We start from the raw sequence: 16621 nt of genomic DNA on the forward strand, positions 1-16621 counted from the left end.
ACTCATACTTATGCACACCTTGAATATCTCTGATCTGCCTGCAATCCAGTACACGATTTGGTCGGCAGATTTACACGGCCACCGATTTCATGTGAAATTGCGTATTGAGAACCCATTACCAAATGGGCAGATTGTGCAAATGCCCGCCTGGATTCCGGGCAGTTATTTAATACGAGACTTCAGCAAACAAATTGAATCCATTGAAGCCTTCGCAGTCAATAACCCACATGAAGCACTCCTGCTAGAGCGAATTGATAACGATCAGTGGCGCTTGCCTAAGGTAGGTGGCGCAGTAGAGATCCTCACAACAGTATATGCATTTGATACTTCGGTGCGCGCCGCTTATCTAGACACCGAGCGTGCGTTTATCAATCCAAGTAGCTTATGTTTGGCAGTCAAAGGTCAAGAGTCTTTGCCATGCGCCTTAGTATTAATTCCACCTAAAGATACTTGCACGAATTCTTGGACTGTGCAGACCGGCCTGCAAGCAGCCAAAGTAGATAACCAAGGTTACGGCTTTTATCTCGCCAAAAATTATGACGATCTACTGGATCATCCGATTGCTATGGGTGAGTTTCAGATTGCTCATTGGAAATCCAATGGTGTATCCCATAGCATGGCAATTCAGGGCTGTATTCATGAAGTTGATTTAGAGCGCTTGGCGACAGATCTTCAGGCTATCTGTACTTGCACCATCAACCTCTTTGAACCCAAGACCAAGAAAGCTCCTTTTCAGAACTACCTATTTTTGGTCAATGCAGTTCTTTCTGGATACGGTGGACTTGAGCATCGCAATAGCACTGCATTGCTATGCCGTCGCGATCAGATTCCTCAAGTCAATACTCCTTTGGATGAAGCATCCTATCGTGAGTTTTTAGGTCTTTGTAGTCATGAGTATTTTCATGCCTGGCTAGTCAAACGCATTCAACCCAAGGCGTTCCAACCCTATCAACTCGATCGTAGAAACCATACGCGCTTACTGTGGTTATTCGAGGGCTTCACTAGCTACTACGATGACTTGCAATTATTCCGCAGCAAACGTATTGACCTCAAAACCTATCTCAAGCTAGTTGCGAATAATTGGAATGGTATTTTGCGCGGGCCAGGTAGATTGAAGCAAAGCCTTGCAGATAGTTCTTTTGATGCCTGGACTAAGTACTACCAAGCAGATGAAAATACGCCGAATGCGGTCGTAAGTTATTACGGTAAGGGCGCTTTGCTTGCCTTAGGTTTAGATCTCAAGATTCGTGCATTCACAAGCAACCGTCAATCCTTAGATGATTTGATGCGTCTCATCTGGCAAACACATGGAGTTACGCTTGATGGGATTACCGAAGATGGTCTAGATGACTTAATGCAAACACTTCTGGGTGCGGGCTTTAATAAAACTTGGAATGAGTTTAAGTCACGTTACATCTTTGGCGTTGAAGATATTCCAATTCAGAAATGGATTGATTCCGAAGCGATTTTGGTTAAACAGAAAACCCATTCCAAAATTGAGAAGATCAAGCTGCAATTCGGCTTGCGTCATAGCGATAGCAATGGTTGGTTAAAGGTAACCCATGTACTTGATGGTGGAGCTGCGCAATTAGCAGGTCTAGCCGCTGGAGACCTTTTAGCCAGCATTAATGGTGAGCGCATTACTCCCGCTCGCTGGGATAAAGTCTTGTCTAGCTTAATTTCAGGACAATCAATCCAAATTTGCTTTTATCGAGATGATTTGGAGCATGAGTGCATGACCATTCTTGAGGATGATCAAATTCCAAGCCAGTACACACTCACTCCAACCGAGTAATGCATTCGTTTTCTGCAGCTGACATTCCCGAGGACTGGCGCGTCCTACTCGGCGATTATTTTGAATCCCCAGAATGGCAAGTACTTCAGACTAATCTCAGAGCTGAGCTGAGCAAAGATGCAGTGGAAATTCGCCCTGAGCCACAGAATTTCTTCAAAGCGCTGAAATTAACCCCGCTCGCGAAAGTCAGGGTCATCATCTTGGGGCAGGATCCGTATCACTCACCTGGACTAGCTCAAGGCCTAGCCTTCTCCATCCCAAGCGATATTCCTACCAACTCTCGACAATTTCCCAGCTCCTTGCGCAATATCAGCAAAGCACTAAGCTTGGAGGGTTTTGGCTCCCTTCCCAATGGTGATCTACACGACTGGGCTGAGCAAGGTGTACTACTGCTGAATACTGCTCTGAGCGTTAAATTAGGTGAAGCGGCTAGCCATGCCAATCTTGGATGGAGATCCCTTGTTGATAGACTTATTGGCGGCCTGGCAAAGCAAAAACCGCATCTAGTCTGGATGCTTTGGGGCGGCCATGCCCAGTCGAAGCTACCTTTCATTGAGGTAGGCTCAGATCAATTGATCTTGCAATCCTCCCACCCCTCTGGGCTTGGGGTCTATAAAACAGATCGGCCATTTCTGAAGCCTGGTGGAGTGACAAGCTGTGGGCATTTCACCAAAACAAATGAATGGCTAGTGGCGCACCATGAAACCCCGATTCGCTGGAATGCCCTAAATGGGCAAAACACCAATACCAGCCCCCAGACCGCCCTATTTAACTAGCTCTTTACTGCCGTATAAAGGCAACCCACAAGGCAAGAAGCCACTATGGCGCTGAGCCACTCAAGCATCTGACCCGACTGAAATAAGCCTGTAAATTGTCCGATATAGGAGCTGGCTAGGGCAGCCAAGAAGCCAATACCCATGGCAATGAGGAATTGCTTAGCTTTAGGCTTGAATTGACGCTGTCCCGGGTAAAAAACCAGGGCAAATACGCCCGTTAAGCCGCCGATCACTAGAAAAGCTAAAAACCCCATTGCCACCCCCATTGTTGCTGCCATCAAATCTATAATCACCATTATGAAGTTGTTGACACTCGGCATCAATCATCACACAGCGCCGGTCGCCATTCGGGAAAAGGTCGCCTTTGACCCTGAATTTCTTCAAGAAGCGTTGCACGATCTTCGCCAACATCTCGTTGGCGCGAATCAGGCCGGGCTGCCAGAAGCCACCATCTTATCCACATGCAATCGCACCGAAGTCTATTGCGCCGCTAATGATGCAGATGCAGCCAGTCTCTTGCATGAAGCGACTTTTGATTGGTTGGCAAAAACTCAACAACTTGCTCCAAGCAGCTTAGAGCCGCACATTTATTCACTACCGCAATCGGATGCAGTACGTCACGCTTTCAGAGTTGCCTGTGGATTGGATTCAATGGTGATTGGTGAAACCCAAATCTTGGGCCAGATGAAAGATGCTGTGCGCACTGCAAATGATGCAGGCGTTCTTGGCACTTATCTCAACCAACTCTTTCAGAAAACGTTTGCCGTTGCAAAAGAGGTTCGTGGTTCAACGGAAATTGGTGCACATTCGATTTCAATGGCAGCAGCCTCTGTTCGGCTAGCTGAACGCATCTTCGAAAGCATTGCTGATCAACGCGTACTCTTTATTGGTGCTGGCGACATGATCACTTTATGTGCCACCCATTTCGTCGCACGAAAACCGAAAGCAGTCGCGATTGCCAATCGCACTATTGAACGCGGCCAAGAATTAGCAGACTCGATTTCTATTCAAGATGTTGAAGCGGAGTCCTTTAAGCTTTCTGAGCTACCTTCTCGCCTTCACGAATTTGACATCATCGTTTCGAGCACAGCATCTTCACTTCCGATTATTGGCCTGGGCATGGTGGAGAGCGCACTGAAGCAACGCCGTCATAAACCGATGGTGATGATCGACTTAGCAGTACCTCGCGATTTTGAGCCAGAGATTGCTCGCTTAAACGACATCTATCTTTATACGGTAGATGATTTAGGTGTAATGATTCAAACCGGCGCCTCTCTTCGTCAGGCAGCAGTAAGTCAAGCCGAAGCGATCATTGAAGATCGCGTTGGTAATTTTATGCACTGGATGCAGGGCCGGAAAACTGTTCCACTCATTCAGGATATTCAACAACAAGGTGAACACCTAAGGCAGCTAGAGTTAGATCGTGCCATGAAACGATTAATGCGCGGTGAAGATCCCCAAGAAGTTCTCAATGCAATGGCGCAAGGTTTAACCAATAAGTTCTTACACGGCTCATTGCATGCTTTACAACACTCTAATGGCGCTGAGCGTGACGCCCTGATTAAGTTGCTCCCCAAATTATTCGCCTCGCACTCCAAGCCAGAAGACCATTAGATGAAGCCCAGCATGCGGGCTAAGCTAGACCACCTAGACACGCGCTTAGCCGAACTCAATTCCTTATTAACTACCGAAGAGTCCACAAAAGACATGGACAACTATCGGAAGCTCACACGTGAGCATTCTGATATTGCGATGGTAGTAGAGCAATTTGGCTTATATAAGCAGGCTGAAGCCGATGCTCAAGCTGCGGAAGAGATGCGCAAAGATCCTGAGATGAAGGACTTTGCTGATGAAGAACAAAAGCAAGCTCAAGCCACCATGGAAGAGCTTGAAGGCATCCTACAAAAACTTTTACTACCTAAAGATGTGAATGATGAACGCAATGTCTTCTTGGAGATTCGTGCGGGCACCGGTGGTGATGAGAGCGCCCTCTTTGCTGGTGATTTGCTCCGCATGTACACACGCTTTGCAGAGCGTCAGGGCTGGAAAGTCGAGATAGTGAATGCTGCCGAATCCGACCTGGGTGGATATAAAGAAGTTGTTCTGCGTTTAGTCGGTCAATCGGTTTACTCACGACTCAAGTTTGAATCCGGCGGTCACCGCGTACAGCGTGTACCTCAAACAGAGACTCAGGGTCGAATTCATACTTCAGCCTGCACGGTAGCAGTGATGCCCGAGGCTGATGAGCTAGAAGCAGTCAAAATTAATCCTGCAGAATTAAGGATTGATACTTTCCGCGCCTCTGGTGCTGGCGGTCAGCATATTAATAAAACAGATTCTGCCGTGCGTATTACCCATCTGCCAACTGGCACAGTAGTCGAGTGTCAAGATGATCGCAGCCAACATCGCAACCGTGAACAAGCGATGAAGGTGCTAGTCTCACGCATCATGGATGCGCGTGAACGTGAAAAACACCAACTGGAAGCGCAAACCCGTAAATCCCTCATTGGCTCTGGTGATCGTAGTGATCGTATTCGTACTTACAACTTCCCTCAAGGTCGGATCACTGATCACCGCATTAATCTCACGCTGTACAAAATTGATGCCATGATGGATGGTGATTTAGATGATCTATGCAATGCGCTGGCATCAGAACATCAAGCTGAACTTCTTGCAGCTCTTGGTGACAGTTAATACAAGCGGAATGAGTGACGGCCAATCTTTACGTGAATTAATTAGCCACTGCGCATTGCCAGCCAATGAAGCGCGGATATTGCTAGCCCACCTACTAGAGAAACACTACCAACTCCCACGCTCTGCTCTGCTATCTCGTGACGATATGAATCTGAGTGGGCAAGCTTTTCAGGAATGGGAAAGCCTAGTCTCCAGAAGAGTAAATGGTGAGCCAATCGCTTATATCTTGGGTAAGAAGGGCTTTCATAATATTGAGCTACAGATAGGGCCTGGAGTACTAATTCCTCGTCCAGAAACTGAGCTGCTGGTAGAGATTGCACTAGCTGAAATTGCCAAACTCAACAAACCCTGCACAATCCTGGACCTGGGTACAGGCTCTGGCGCTATCGCACTAGCTATCGCAAGCGCAACTCCATTAGCCACCCTAATCGCAACAGATCGATCATCAGAGGCTTTAGGTATTGCAAAGCACAATGCTCAATTTCTGAATCTGGCAGAGCAAGTCCAGTTTTCACAAGGAAATTGGTATGAAGCGGCGGTCCCACAAAAGCACTTTGATGTGATTGTCAGCAACCCACCCTATATTGCCGCCGAGGACCCCCATCTCATCCAAGGAGACCTTCGATTTGAGCCGCCTTCAGCGCTAACCGACCATGCCAGCGGGTTAAGCTGTTTAGAGATCATCATCTCCGGTGCGGATAAACACCTAAAACCTGGTGGCCTGATTGTTGTAGAGCATGGGTTTGATCAATCTGAAGCAGTGGTTGGGCTCATGGAAACTGCAGGCCTAATAGATATTCAGGTTCACCTTGATTTAGCGGGCCACAGTCGCGCGGCATCTGGGCGAAGAGACCTTAGCAGTAATAGATAGAATTAACCTTTTTCTCCAGATAGCCTTAAAATTATCACTATTGTTAGTCTCAAACTAACATTGCCTCACAGCACAAATTCAGGAAAAAATTATGGATACCCAAGCAAGAATTCAAGAAATCGTTTCTAGTCATCCCGTTGTATTGTTTATGAAGGGCAATGCCCAGTTTCCACAATGCGGCTTTTCCGGAAATGCGGTCAATATCTTGCGCTCATGTGGCGTAGAAAAACTGCATACCGTCAATGTATTGGAAGATGCAGAAATTCGTCAGGGCATTAAAGAATTTGCTAACTGGCCAACTATTCCACAGCTCTACATCAATGGTGAGTTCATTGGTGGCTCAGACATCATGACGGAGATGTTCCAAAGCGGTGAATTGCAAAGTCTAGTAAAGGCTTAATTACTCAGCGAGTAAAACCAGAAGCAACCATCAGTGACCTTTGACTTAAGCTCCCTTCTTCTATTTGGCCTGCCATTCGGTTTATGTGCAGGCCTTTTAGTCTACGTACTAAACTTACGCTCAACACTTTCTCGCGTTGAGCAGCAGGCCCAAACTGAAGCCGCACTGGCTATTAGCCTGCGCGCAGAGCGTGATCAGGCAATGCAAAATGCCATTCGACTTGAGGCGGCTCTGGACTCCGAACGCAAACAAGGTCTTGGCAGAATTGAGTCGCTCAACGAAGCCAAAGAAGCCCTGACTAGTCAGTTCAAGAATCTGGCTAATGAAATTTTAGAAGACAAGTCAAAGCGCTTTACCGAGCAAAATGTCGCCAATTTAGATGCTCTACTTAAACCCCTTCAAACAAAGTTGTCCGAATTTAAGGAGCAGGTAAATACCTCTTACGGCAACGAAGCGCGCGAACGCTTTGCCCTCAAAAGTGAGATCGAACGACTTGCCAATCTGAATCTGCGCATGTCAGATGAAACTCGCTCGCTCACCCAAGCACTCAAGGGCGACTCGAAGGTACAGGGTAATTGGGGCGAATTAGTGCTCGAATCCATCCTGGAATCTTCTGGCCTGCGCAAAGGTGAAGAGTATTTAGTCCAAGATAGCCATACCCAAATAGACGGTTCACGTCTGCAGCCAGACGTTGTCGTAAAACTTCCTGAGGGTAGAAGCCTGGTAGTTGATAGCAAGGTTTCCATTACCGCCTACTCACGCCATGCCGAGTCATCAGATCCAGTGGTTGCGGAGCAAGAACTTGCTGCTCACATTCAATCCTTGCGTCAACACATTCAAGGGCTCTCAAGTAAAAACTACAGTTCTTTGTATGGTATTGGTTCAGTCGACTTTGTACTCATGTTTGTCCCCATCGAGCCCGCCTTCTTGTTAGCCCTCAAAACTGCACCAAATCTTTATCAAGAAGCTTTAGCGAAAAATATTGTGTTGGTATGCCCAAGCACATTGATGGCAACACTGAGAACTGTTGCGCATCTGTGGCGTCAAGATTCACAAAACCGTAATGCGCTTGAGATTGCTAAGCAATGTGGCACGCTCTACGATAAGTTTGTTGGCTTTGTGGATGATCTAGAAAAACTTGGTCAACGCCTAGATCAGGCTCAAACCAGTTATCACGATGCCTTTAATAAACTTAAATCAGGCAAAGGCAATCTCATTCGCACGGCAGAGAAAGTGCGTGAACTTGGTGTTAAACCAAGTAAAAATTTATCTGCCCCCCTCATTGAATCCTCCTCAGATTCAGAATAAAAGTTAACTGCAATCAGCCCGTCAGCAATGCAAGCCTCATCTCATTCCTACAGACGAGTTGCTATCGCCGCCTGTTTTGGGACCTTTTTAGAGTGGTATGACTTTTTAACATTCGCCACCTTGGCAGTAGTTTTTGGGCCTTTATTTTTCCCATCAAGCGACCCAAGTACCGGACTTTTAGCAAGCTTGGCCACCTTTGGGGTTGGAATGGTTGTACGCCCTATTGGCGCCGCCATATTCGGCAGCATTGGCGATCGTATTGGTCGTCGCCCCGTTTTCATGATTACTATCACCCTCATGGGGATTGCTACAGTCTGCGTAGGTTTTTTACCAACCTATGCTCAAGTCGGGATTTGGGCCCCCATTCTTTTAGTTGGCTTAAGACTGCTTCAGGGCCTCTCAGCTGGTGGTGAAATTGGTGGTAGCGCTGTTTACCTTACCGAGCATTCCGGCAACTCTAATCGCGGTTTTAAGACTAGCTTTCTGCAATTAATGGGGCCACTAGGAATTTTAGTTTCAACTTTGCAGATCGCTCTATTGCAAAGCTATCTCACCCCAGAAGAATTTCTATCCTGGGGCTGGCGCGTACCTTTCTGGGTATCGCTAATCTTGTTATTGGTGGCATTCAAAGCGCGCATGGCTTTAGAGGAAACACCCATCTATTTGCAACTCAGCAAAGAAGAGGGGCAATCTAAGAATCCACTTCGAGACAACCTCAGGGATCCAGAAACTCGCAAACGAATGTTTCTTCTCTTCTTTTGCATCTCTGCTGGCGGTGCGGTACTTTTTTTCTGTGTTCAGGTTTACACATCGATCTTTCTGAAAACTTCCGTCATGCTTGCGCCACAGCTTGTAGACCAGCTCAGCGCTTTTGCAACAGTAGCGCTTCTACCGCTCACTGTGCTGGCAGGATGGCTCTCAGACAAAATCGGCAGAAAGCCTGTAGTCCTGAGCGGCTTGGCCTTAGGAGCAATATTCATTTTGCCAGCATTTAACTTACTGCAAAATTTGAGCAATAACTCAACGATCGCAACTATTGGGGTACTAATTACCCTATCAGCCATTCTCGCGCTTGTAGTTGGCCCACAAACAGCATTACTAGCAGAACTGTTTCCCGCAAAAACCAGAAATAGTGCAGCAACACTTCCACACAATCTTGCTGCAGGTTGGATAGGCGGACTGCTACCTCTGATTGTTACCTGGTTAAATCAATATTGGGAAAGCAATATTGCAGGGCTTTGGTATCCGACTATTTTCTTAGCCAGTGGAGCAGTTGTAGGATTAATCTTTTTACCAGAGACCAAAAAAAATAATTTAAGTATTTAGTTGATGAAATTGATTTTTACGCTACTGGACTAATTGACGTAAATTTTTAAGTGCAATTGGCATGTTTTCTGATTTGTTACTATCCGGCCCCTTAAACGTAATCAACTGGACACCATCATTTCGCAATTGAGTTAACTCCCAAATTGTTGGGGCAGTTTTTGTAATTCGCAAATGGATATTGGGATCCAATAAATCATATGAAAATAGCTGATTTTTTATTGCCTTATGCAATGCATATTGATCACCATACCATCGATGAAAACGAGTGGGTAATTTTTCACAAATTGCTAATAGGGTTTTAAAAAATTCATTATTACCCTTAAGCGCAATAGCTCCAAATAAAAATGGCATCACCTCTCCTATCATTTTGCCCACGAACTCCTCGTAGTACTCGGGATAATTTGGATTGATAGGGAAATCTAGAATCCGCGGAGTAAGAAGAATATCGTTTCCTGCTTTAATATTCAGCCGATTAATGAGCAAACTGTCTGCATCAGTAAAAAACGTATATCTGTCGTCCATCCTAACCTGGCTATATGCCTCAAGACGCGCCAACATAATAGAAGCAGGCAAATTTTTTCTTATCACGGCATCAACACCAGAAATCGACTCCGTATTCTCATCACTTAACTGCAAAATTTCAATACCATCACCATAAATCATGCGAATAGATTCGACATAACATTTTGGAATGCTTATATCGCCGCCTACCCAGAAGAATGCAATTCTATACATATAAACAATCAGAGAGGTGTCAGAGTCACTATTTCTATAAAAATAGAAAATTAACTCATAGTTTTTCTTAACAGAACTACATATATAAGGAAACTAAGATTCATAACTTAAATTTGCTAGCTTCTATTATCTTCTAAAAAAACGGCATTAATTCTCAGCCTGCCAATCAATAATCAAAACCCTCAACACATCTGTCGTGCATTTTTTTCCATTGTTCCGACATAGATTCGTTGGCATAATTTTTAAAACAAGGGGTTCCTAGTGTGTAATGAATTAACTTTGCGTTGGGGTTTTCTGGATACTCGATCGCAAGCCAATTCCACTCAATTGGAAGATCTCCAATCAAATTATCACTGAGCCATGAGAATCTATGAAGGTAGGAGCCTGGCTGATTTTGAATGAACTCAGGAGTGAGAACCGCATTAGACGGGTGAGCGCAATTCCATAAAATTACACTAGACCAATTTTTTCTCGGATAGTTTTCATTCTTATTGCCGAGGTATTTCGTATTGGCCTTGGTTTGATAATCATGCTTTACTACCTGGACAGCTTTCGTCTTATCACGCAAAGCCCATAATTCAGAAATATCAGCCTGACAAACCATGTCGCCATCTGCAAAGATTGCCCAACCAGAAAATCCCATCAAATACGGAGTTAGAAATCTTGAGTAAATAAATTTATTGCTGCCATCAGTGTGCATCTCTTTGTACTCATTCAAAGTATTTTCAGCAAGCGGCATGAACTGAACTGGTACAGTTGATCGATCTATAACACTTTGACAAAAGACATGGTAAGCAATAGCTTCTCTTTGATCAAAGCCAACTGCCAAGGAAATTGATTTATTCAAAAGACAATGACTCCATGTAAATTTTTACCCTCTCAATCACTTCAGTCCAATCTCCCTGCCGAGTCTGACTAAAAATTTTCACTGAAGGATACCAAAGACTATCCCCGTCATTCACATGCCAATACCATATTTTTCCGGACTCAAATGGGAGAATGAGGATGGTTTTTTTACTTAAGGCTCCAGCCATATGGGCAGTGGAGTTGCTGGAAGTGACAATTAGATCGCATGAGTCAATAAGCGAAAGTGCAGAATCAACATCGCCATACAAATCCACTTCTTTGATGAAGTTAACTTTATTTTCAACCATCTCACCGATAATCTTCAGATCCTCTTCCACATCTCCGTACTGTAAATTTATAAATTTAAATTTTTCAGTCATTAACAACGGGGCTAGATCACTAATTGGTATGCTTTTATCTTCCCCAATGTCTTTATTTGCACTGCGCCATGAAATTCCACACAGACTTTTCCCAGGGGGATGAATTTGACTTTTGAGTTTCGCAGTCTTTTCTTCATCGGCGACCAAATAAGGGACTGTTGATTTTTTAAAACTTTCAATACTGCCCCTAAGCACCCCTCCCAAAGCACCCATTGAAATTTGCTCATCATAGGAGTCTTCAGGGATAGGATAAGAACTATCAATAAATTCAATCTGTGGAAATGACCTTCTAAAAATAGTTAGTAATTTTCTATCGACCGAAATTGTAAGGTTAGGGGCCATTTTTTTTAATTCGCTAAACATGCTTCCAAAAAGAATTTGGTCGCCGATCCCCTGCTCTGCCCACACCAATATTTTTTTGTGGGACTCCTGGCCACTCCAATCTCCCTTGCTCGAGATGAGTGGCAAAGAGTTAAAATTTCTGGAATTCCATCGCCAGATATATTTTTCCCAGCCAACTCCAAACTGAAAAAACTTTAAATTTAGCACTGCAATATTAAAGTTTGCGTCACCAAATTCTGGATTTATCGTGGTCGCTTTCTCAAACAGGGATAAACCTTCGCTGTATAGTGCTTGCTTTACAAGAGCGCTTCCTTTGCTGTTATATGCCTCCGCATAATTAGGCTCCATCATGATTGCTTGATCATAGACCCCAATTGCTTCTTCATAGCGCTTTAATCCTTGCAGGGCATTTCCTTTATTGTTATATGCCTCCGCATAATTAGGCTCAATCAAGATTGCTTGATCATAGACCCCAATTGCTTCTTCATAGCGCTTTAATCCTTGCAGGGCATTTCCTTTGTTGCTATAAGCCTCTGCATAATTAGGCTCAATCATGATTGCTTGATCATAGACCCCAATTGCTTCTTCATAGCGCTTTAATCCTTGCAGGGCATTTCCTTTGTTGCTATAAGCCTCTGCATAATTAGGCTCAATCATGATTGCTTGATCATAGGCTTTAATTGCTTCTTCATAGCGCTTTAATCCTTGCAGGGCATTTCCTTTGTTGCTATAAATAATTCCGCTCTTAGGCGCCAATCTAGATGCATCACTTAAATAACCTAAAGCAGCTTCGTAATTTTCTTTTTTAGCCTCTATTACGCCTAATAAACGCAATACTTCAGGATTTTTACCGGGCAACTTGAGGGCCTGTCTCAACATCAACTCCGCAGAATCAAAATTTCCAGCTCTAATGTATTGGATCGCTTGATTAAGAAAAAATATTAATTGTTGATTCATTGATTGCAATGCGATTGAGGGGGTGCCAACTAGTCTAACAGCAATGGGAATATGGGCAAAGCAGGTATTTTTTCCGGGAAGACCAAAGAAAAGGCCCACAAATAATATATCTGTGAGCCTTTGAATTTGGTGCCCCTTGTCCGACTCGAACAGACCACCTACTGATTACAAATCAGTTGCTCTACCAGATGAGCTAAAGGGGCAACGGATAATATTTTAACCTATTTCACAATCGTCAAGGAAGGTCTGTTTATCTTTGACTTTTCAGCAGGCTCATTTTCCTGAGGGCTAGGAGCCGGCAGCTTTGAAGCGTCAAATGGGAAGGACATTCCCTGGCCATTTTCTCGGGCATAAATCGCCAGTACATGTGTAACGGGAACCATGATCTTTCTAGGAACCCCACCAAATCTAGCCTGAAAGCTAATCCAGTCATTATCTAAATTCAGCTGATGGCAGGCCTCAAGAGACAAATTAAGAACGATTTCATCATTCTTAACAAACTCCATAGGCACCTCTACATTTTCATCTACAAAAACAGCGATAAAGGGGGTAAAACGAAAATCCGTACACCACTGATGTAGCGCACGGATTAGGTAGGGTTTATTGCTTGGAATATCAGACATGCTGTTAGCCGCCTGAGTAATGAACCGCTTAGCGGCGCATTACCTTTTCAGAAGGGGTCAAAGCCTCGATATAAGCGGGTCTGCTGAAAATGCGCTCGGCGTATTTCAACAAAGCAGCCGCATTTCGAGAGAGGTCAATACCGTAATGCTCTAAACGCCACAATAAAGGAGCAATAGCAACATCAAGCATGGAGAACTCTTCGCCCAACATGTACTTATTCTTCACGAAAATTGGAGCCAACTGAGTCAAGCGATCACGAATCGCTAAACGCGCTTTTTCGTGAACCTTCTCTGCGGCCTTGCCCTTTTCATTCTCTAAGGCAGCCACATGCACAAATAACTCTTTCTCAAAATTAAAGAGGAAAAGGCGCGCACGTGCACGAGCTACAGGATCAGGCGGCATCAATTGCGGGTGAGGAAAACGCTCATCAATATATTCATTGATGATGTTTGACTCATACAAAATTAAGTCACGCTCAACCAAGATTGGAACTTGGCCATAAGGGTTCATAACCGAGATGTCTTCTGGCTTGTTAAACAAGTCAACATCACGGATCTCAAAATCCATGCCTTTTTCGAAAAGCACCAAACGGCAGCGTTGCGAGAATGGGCAGTTAGTACCCGAGTACAACACCATCATAAATTTATTTCCTTAAATATCTACTTCAATACAACAAACGCACAAACTAATGCGACTTTAAATCCATTGCAATTTTGACTTAGTGAATATCTTTCCAGTAAGCCTTGTTCAAACGCCAGGCCAACAGAGTGAAAATCGCCAAGAAGAGCAGCACAACAACACCAAGACGCTTACGCTGAAGCTGAACAGGCTCTGCCATCCAGGACATAAATGCAACTAAGTCAGCAATATTGTCGTCATACTCTTGTGGCTTCATAGTTCCAGGTGTTAGCTGCTCAAAACCAACAAATACCTTCTCCATACGACTTTCGTCATGCGGGTCTTTGCGCTCTTCAAACTTCGCAGCGCGCTCACCCTGTAACTGCCAGAGAACGTGTGGCATACCTACGTTTGGATATACCAAGTTATTCCAGCCAGTTTGGGTGGTGTCATCTTTGTAGAAAGTACGGAAGTAGGTATAGAGCCAGTCAGTACCACGTGCTCGCGCCTCTACAGATAAGTCAGGAGGAGTTTTACCAAAGAACGCCTTGCCTTCTTTTGGCGTCATGGAGATCGTCATGAGATCGCCAACTTTGGCATCAGTCAAAATCAAGTTATCTTTGATTTGTTGATCTGTCAAACCAATATCACGCATGCGGTTGTAGCGCATGCTTGAGGCTGCATGACAGTTCAAGCAATAGTTCACAAATAACTTGGCACCGTTTTGCAATGAAGCGTTATTGCTTACGCGGTTTGGTGCAGTATCTAATGGGAAGCCACCTTCATTGGCATTAGCACTCACGCCAAAGCCTAGGGCAGCAACTAAAACAGTTGCTTGGCAGACGCCCATCAAAGTTTGCAGAATTCGTTTCATACTAGTTCCTAATTTCTCGGGTATCTGAATTAATGGGACTTAAAAGTAACGCGATTTGGGACTGGCTTGAACGTACCAAGCTTGCTCCAGAATGGCATTGCCAAGAAGAAGCCCAGATAATAAATAGTGCAAATCTGAGAAATCTTTTCAAATACAGGTGATGGTGGCTCGATACCCAAGTAACCCAAAATCACGAAGCTAACAATAAATACACCGTAGATATATTTATGGAATTCAGGACGGTAACGAATCGATTTCACTGGAGAGTGATCTAACCAAGGCAAGAAGAACATGATCACTACTGAACCACCCATGATCACAACTCCCCAGAATTTGGCATCAAATGCATAGAAGCCAGCGGCGAGCACCAATGCAATTGCTGCACATGCGCCCTTCACTTTAATGTCTTTGGACTTGAGGGCAAACATACCCAAAATCACTGCTAAGAAGATCCACAAAGGCAATAAGAAGTTTGAAGTAGTTGCACGCAACATTGAGTAGAACGGCGTGAAATACCAAACCGGTGCAATGTGTGTTGGAGTAACAAATGGGTTTGCAGGAATGAAGTTATTTGCCTCTAAGAAGTAACCGCCCATCTCTGGGGCAAAGAACACGATGCAAGCAAACACCATCAAGAATCCACCCAAGTACATGACATCATGAACGCTGTAATAAGGGTGGAAAGGAATTCCGTCAACTGGATGGCCATTAGCATCCAGCGTATCTTTAATTTCTACACCATCCGGATTGTTTGAGCCAACTTCATGCAAGGCAAGAATATGGGCAGCAACCAATCCAATGAGGACCAATGGAATAGCAATTACGTGGAATGCGAAGAAGCGATTCAATGTTGCATCACCAACTACGTAATCGCCACGCAACCATAAAGACAGGTCTGGCCCAATCAATGGAATCGCAGAGAATAAATTCACGATAACCTGAGCACCCCAGTAAGACATCTGACCCCATGGGAGCAAGTAACCGAAGAATGCTTCACCCATCAGACACAAGAAAATCGCGCAACCGAAAATCCAAATCAGTTCACGCGGCTTGCGATAAGAGCCGTAGATCAAGCCACGGAACATGTGCATGTAAACCACTACAAAGAACATCGAAGCGCCAGTGGAATGCATGTAGCGAATCAGCCAGCCCCATGGAACCTCACGCATGATGTATTCAACAGACTCAAACGCTTTAGCAGCATCTGGTTTGTAGTTCATTACCAAGAAAATGCCGGTAATGATCTGAATAGCCAAAACAACAATAGCTAATGCACCAAAAATATAGAAAAAATTGAGGTTCTTTGGAGCGTAGTACTCGCTCATGTGACGCTTAAACGCTTCTGTTACTGGTAGGCGTGAATCCACCCAAGCCATGAGCTTTTGTGCGCCGGAAGCATCCGCAGGGACTTCTTTTTCGTGAAATGCCATTTATCTCTCCTTAGGCCTTCTTATCTTCGCCAACCAGAATCTTGGTATCGCTCAAATACATATGTGGCGGCACTTCCATATTGTCTGGGGCTGGTTTGTTCTTAAATACGCGGCCTGCCATATCAAATGTAGAGCCGTGGCATGGGCAAAGGAAGCCACCTGGCCAAGTATTTGGCAATGATGGCTGTGGGCCCGATTCAAACTTCGCCGTTGGGGAGCAGCCTAAATGGGTGCAAATACCCACAACTACGAGGTACTCAGGCTTAATAGAGCGCCATTGATTTTGGGCATAAGGAGGTGTAAATTGGGCTGGATCCCTTAAAGAATCAGGGTCTGCGAGCTCTGAATCAATTTTAGATAGCTCTGCAACCTGCTCAGGAGTGCGACGGACAACCCATACAGGCTTACCGCGCCACTCAACCATTCTCATCTCATCTGGCTGCATGCCAGCAATATCGATCTCTACCGCAGCCCCAGCGGCTTTAGCTCGCTCAGAAGGCTCAAAACTATCAACAAAAGGGTAAAGGGCTGCGGCTGCGCCTACGCCGCCAACCGCTGAAGTAGCGATCAACCAATTGCGGCGATCCTTGTCCATACAGGGCTTGTCACTCATTTACAAAATTCCTCGGAAGAGCATTTATAGGT

General features: G+C 44.8%; 17 protein-coding genes and 1 tRNA gene. 8 read left to right on the plus strand and 10 right to left on the minus strand.

The window, feature by feature from the left end; all coding sequences use genetic code 11:
• The first annotated feature begins 10 nt into the window (after positions 1 to 10).
• Both ICN16_RS08770 and ICN16_RS08775 read left to right on the plus strand, forming a co-directional pair.
• Entirely contained in the window at positions 11 to 1795 is a 1785-nt protein-coding gene (locus tag ICN16_RS08770) for a M61 family metallopeptidase (RefSeq protein WP_216861910.1), read from the plus strand.
• The gene (locus tag ICN16_RS08775) at positions 1795 to 2571 is read left to right on the plus strand and encodes a uracil-DNA glycosylase (protein WP_216136637.1); all 777 of its coding nucleotides are present in this window, start codon (positions 1795 to 1797) and stop codon (positions 2569 to 2571) included. Before ICN16_RS08770 ends, ICN16_RS08775 begins: the two co-directional genes overlap by 1 nt.
• Here the strand turns inward: ICN16_RS08775 and ICN16_RS08780 are convergent.
• The gene (locus ICN16_RS08780; RefSeq protein WP_255533712.1) at positions 2568 to 2867 is read right to left on the minus strand and encodes a hypothetical protein; all 300 of its coding nucleotides are present in this window, start codon (positions 2865 to 2867) and stop codon (positions 2568 to 2570) included. The two genes, ICN16_RS08775 and ICN16_RS08780, sit on opposite strands and share 4 nt — an antisense overlap.
• 1 nt (position 2868) lies before the next feature.
• Here ICN16_RS08780 and hemA point away from each other — a divergent pair, with 1 nt between their 5' ends.
• The 6 genes from hemA to ICN16_RS08810 all read left to right on the plus strand — a co-directional run bounded on the left by hemA (position 2869) and on the right by ICN16_RS08810 (position 9170).
• Positions 2869 to 4185, plus strand: coding sequence for a glutamyl-tRNA reductase (hemA, locus tag ICN16_RS08785; RefSeq protein WP_216136639.1), 1317 nt, complete (start codon positions 2869 to 2871; stop codon positions 4183 to 4185).
• Positions 4186 to 5265: a peptide chain release factor 1 gene (gene prfA, locus ICN16_RS08790; RefSeq protein ID WP_216136642.1), complete on the plus strand. Its 1080-nt coding sequence runs from the start codon at positions 4186 to 4188 to the stop codon at positions 5263 to 5265.
• Positions 5198 to 6136 carry a peptide chain release factor N(5)-glutamine methyltransferase gene (prmC, locus tag ICN16_RS08795; protein ID WP_370625625.1) on the plus strand — a complete coding sequence of 313 codons (939 nt, stop codon included), beginning with the start codon at positions 5198 to 5200 and terminating at the stop codon, positions 6134 to 6136. The genes prfA and prmC overlap by 68 nt, the downstream gene beginning before the upstream one ends.
• 91 nt (positions 6137 to 6227) lie before the next feature.
• On the plus strand, positions 6228 to 6536 hold the full coding sequence (gene grxD, locus ICN16_RS08800) for a Grx4 family monothiol glutaredoxin (protein WP_216136645.1): 309 nt from the start codon (positions 6228 to 6230) through the stop codon (positions 6534 to 6536).
• Between the two features lie 33 nt (positions 6537 to 6569).
• The gene (gene rmuC, locus ICN16_RS08805) at positions 6570 to 7844 is read left to right on the plus strand and encodes a DNA recombination protein RmuC (RefSeq protein WP_216136648.1); all 1275 of its coding nucleotides are present in this window, start codon (positions 6570 to 6572) and stop codon (positions 7842 to 7844) included.
• A 27-nt stretch (positions 7845 to 7871) separates the two neighbouring features.
• A complete protein-coding gene (locus tag ICN16_RS08810) occupies positions 7872 to 9170 on the plus strand; it encodes an MFS transporter (protein ID WP_216136651.1) in 1299 nt (432 codons plus the stop codon).
• A gap of 21 nt (positions 9171 to 9191) precedes the next feature.
• Here ICN16_RS08810 and ICN16_RS08815 read toward each other — a convergent pair whose 3' ends face one another.
• From ICN16_RS08815 to petA, 9 genes are all read right to left on the minus strand, one after another.
• Positions 9192 to 9905, minus strand: coding sequence for a hypothetical protein (locus ICN16_RS08815; RefSeq protein ID WP_216136653.1), 714 nt, complete (start codon positions 9903 to 9905; stop codon positions 9192 to 9194).
• A 166-nt stretch (positions 9906 to 10071) separates the two neighbouring features.
• Positions 10072 to 10752: a glycosyltransferase gene (locus tag ICN16_RS08820; RefSeq protein ID WP_216861911.1), complete on the minus strand. Its 681-nt coding sequence runs from the start codon at positions 10750 to 10752 to the stop codon at positions 10072 to 10074.
• Positions 10745 to 12430 (minus strand): tetratricopeptide repeat protein, encoded by a 1686-nt coding sequence (locus ICN16_RS08825; RefSeq protein ID WP_216136655.1) that lies wholly within the window; start codon positions 12428 to 12430, stop codon positions 10745 to 10747. The genes ICN16_RS08820 and ICN16_RS08825 overlap by 8 nt, the downstream gene beginning before the upstream one ends.
• A gap of 127 nt (positions 12431 to 12557) precedes the next feature.
• Positions 12558 to 12633 (minus strand) — tRNA-Thr (locus tag ICN16_RS08830).
• Between the two features lie 18 nt (positions 12634 to 12651).
• The gene (locus tag ICN16_RS08835; RefSeq protein ID WP_216136657.1) at positions 12652 to 13053 is read right to left on the minus strand and encodes a ClpXP protease specificity-enhancing factor; all 402 of its coding nucleotides are present in this window, start codon (positions 13051 to 13053) and stop codon (positions 12652 to 12654) included.
• Between the two features lie 28 nt (positions 13054 to 13081).
• Positions 13082 to 13693 carry a glutathione S-transferase N-terminal domain-containing protein gene (locus ICN16_RS08840; protein WP_062307169.1) on the minus strand — a complete coding sequence of 204 codons (612 nt, stop codon included), beginning with the start codon at positions 13691 to 13693 and terminating at the stop codon, positions 13082 to 13084.
• Positions 13694 to 13772: 79 nt separating this feature from the next.
• Positions 13773 to 14546: a cytochrome c1 gene (locus ICN16_RS08845; RefSeq protein ID WP_370625626.1), complete on the minus strand. Its 774-nt coding sequence runs from the start codon at positions 14544 to 14546 to the stop codon at positions 13773 to 13775.
• Between the two features lie 29 nt (positions 14547 to 14575).
• Positions 14576 to 15976, minus strand: a complete 1401-nt coding sequence (locus ICN16_RS08850) for a cytochrome bc complex cytochrome b subunit (protein ID WP_216136659.1) — start codon at positions 15974 to 15976, stop codon at positions 14576 to 14578.
• A gap of 10 nt (positions 15977 to 15986) precedes the next feature.
• A complete protein-coding gene (gene petA, locus ICN16_RS08855) occupies positions 15987 to 16589 on the minus strand; it encodes a ubiquinol-cytochrome c reductase iron-sulfur subunit (RefSeq protein WP_215302386.1) in 603 nt (200 codons plus the stop codon).
• Between the last annotated feature and the right edge of the window lie 32 nt (positions 16590 to 16621).

It is taken from the genome of Polynucleobacter sp. es-MAR-4 (assembly GCF_018882055.1).
GTDB lineage: Bacteria > Pseudomonadota > Gammaproteobacteria > Burkholderiales > Burkholderiaceae > Polynucleobacter.

Excerpts from the sequence above, each read along its gene's own strand:
- prfA (WP_216136642.1), top strand. The coding sequence starts at position 4,186 with ATGAAGCCCAGCATGCGGGCTAAGCTAGACCACCTAGACACGCGCTTA.
- ICN16_RS08840 (WP_062307169.1), bottom strand. The coding sequence starts at position 13,693 with ATGATGGTGTTGTACTCGGGTACTAACTGCCCATTCTCGCAACGCTGC.
- ICN16_RS08825 (WP_216136655.1), bottom strand. The coding sequence starts at position 12,430 with ATGAATCAACAATTAATATTTTTTCTTAATCAAGCGATCCAATACATT.
- ICN16_RS08770 (WP_216861910.1), top strand. The coding sequence starts at position 11 with ATGCACACCTTGAATATCTCTGATCTGCCTGCAATCCAGTACACGATT.
- ICN16_RS08835 (WP_216136657.1), bottom strand. The coding sequence starts at position 13,053 with ATGTCTGATATTCCAAGCAATAAACCCTACCTAATCCGTGCGCTACAT.
- petA (WP_215302386.1), bottom strand. The coding sequence starts at position 16,589 with ATGAGTGACAAGCCCTGTATGGACAAGGATCGCCGCAATTGGTTGATC.
- grxD (WP_216136645.1), top strand. The coding sequence starts at position 6,228 with ATGGATACCCAAGCAAGAATTCAAGAAATCGTTTCTAGTCATCCCGTT.
- hemA (WP_216136639.1), top strand. The coding sequence starts at position 2,869 with ATGAAGTTGTTGACACTCGGCATCAATCATCACACAGCGCCGGTCGCC.
- prmC (WP_370625625.1), top strand. The coding sequence starts at position 5,198 with ATGATCTATGCAATGCGCTGGCATCAGAACATCAAGCTGAACTTCTTG.
- ICN16_RS08775 (WP_216136637.1), top strand. The coding sequence starts at position 1,795 with ATGCATTCGTTTTCTGCAGCTGACATTCCCGAGGACTGGCGCGTCCTA.
- ICN16_RS08815 (WP_216136653.1), bottom strand. The coding sequence starts at position 9,905 with ATGTATAGAATTGCATTCTTCTGGGTAGGCGGCGATATAAGCATTCCA.
- ICN16_RS08810 (WP_216136651.1), top strand. The coding sequence starts at position 7,872 with ATGCAAGCCTCATCTCATTCCTACAGACGAGTTGCTATCGCCGCCTGT.
- ICN16_RS08845 (WP_370625626.1), bottom strand. The coding sequence starts at position 14,546 with ATGAAACGAATTCTGCAAACTTTGATGGGCGTCTGCCAAGCAACTGTT.
- ICN16_RS08780 (WP_255533712.1), bottom strand. The coding sequence starts at position 2,867 with ATGGTGATTATAGATTTGATGGCAGCAACAATGGGGGTGGCAATGGGG.
- ICN16_RS08850 (WP_216136659.1), bottom strand. The coding sequence starts at position 15,976 with ATGGCATTTCACGAAAAAGAAGTCCCTGCGGATGCTTCCGGCGCACAA.